This is a genomic window from Xenorhabdus yunnanensis (assembly GCF_028598805.1).
In the GTDB taxonomy this organism is placed as follows: Bacteria; Pseudomonadota; Gammaproteobacteria; order Enterobacterales; family Enterobacteriaceae; genus Xenorhabdus; species Xenorhabdus yunnanensis.
In genome coordinates this window covers 1-759 of sequence record NZ_JAQRFI010000194.1, presented here as the reverse complement: position 1 = coordinate 759, position 759 = coordinate 1, and the positions used below count along the sequence as shown (strand labels likewise).

Here is a 759-nt window from a genome sequence, read left to right as displayed (position 1 = left end):
CAACACATCAGCTTCACCCTGTATCGGGATAATGTGATCCACAATCGTTGCAGAGGCATAGATATCTTGCTGTAGGCAGTGGACACATAACGGATTCGCTTTCAGGTATTGTAGCCGGTAGCGTCCCCATCGGTTACTGTAGCCTCGTTGGGTTCGGGTTTCCCGTTGTTTGTCCTGCTGCCGTCGGGCTTCCCGTTGGTGTTGTTCACAGCGGCCTGACTTCACCCGTTCACGGCAACTCGGATAACTACAGCGCTTTAAAGGTTGCCACGGCATCTAATACACTCCCACATCACGATAGACAGACCACAATGACTTGATGGTAAAAGGGACTTCTTTAAGTTCTGTTTCTGTCACCATCTCCCGATTTTCATACAGCAAACCGATATAAAGCAGACAGCCCACCTTAATAGCAGGGGTAAAGGTCAATCCGTTATCAAACCGCTTGCCAATATGTTGCTGGCAGACTTCCAGCGCGGCTTCGGCATAGCCCATTAACAAGGCATCATCAAGCGTGTCGCTTTCATCCAGCCGGCAATGCTGTTTGATTTCATTTAAAGGGATTTCAGCCATTAGAAAACACCGCCTTTACAAAGCAACTCTAAGCGGGTGTATTTCGCATCAGGGATAACCGCCACAATGTCAAAAGCGGTTCCTCTGGTGTTAGCCCCGTTATAGAGAATGATATTGGCGGTGGTCACGTCATCACGGTAACGCATCCAGATACGCACAGTGGCCTCAGAGAACACGGCACCGGAT

3 protein-coding genes are annotated in these 759 nt (G+C 49.4%); all 3 read right to left on the bottom strand.

Annotated elements, in window-relative coordinates; genetic code table 11:
* Positions 1–276, bottom strand: a 276-nt coding sequence (locus tag PSI23_RS21715; protein WP_507232778.1) for a DUF8602 domain-containing protein, incomplete at its 3' end; no start/stop codon positions are given.
* Entirely contained in the window at positions 277–573 is a 297-nt protein-coding gene (locus PSI23_RS21710) for a head-tail connector protein (RefSeq protein ID WP_273557012.1), read from the bottom strand.
* Positions 573–759 (bottom strand): phage head closure protein (locus tag PSI23_RS21705; RefSeq protein WP_273557011.1); only part of this gene is annotated, 187 nt, incomplete at its 5' end. The genes PSI23_RS21710 and PSI23_RS21705, both read right to left, overlap by 1 nt.

Bases quoted from the DNA above. Each gene is read 5' to 3' on its own strand.
- PSI23_RS21710 (WP_273557012.1), bottom strand. From the start codon at position 573: ATGGCTGAAATCCCTTTAAATGAAATCAAACAGCATTGCCGGCTGGAT.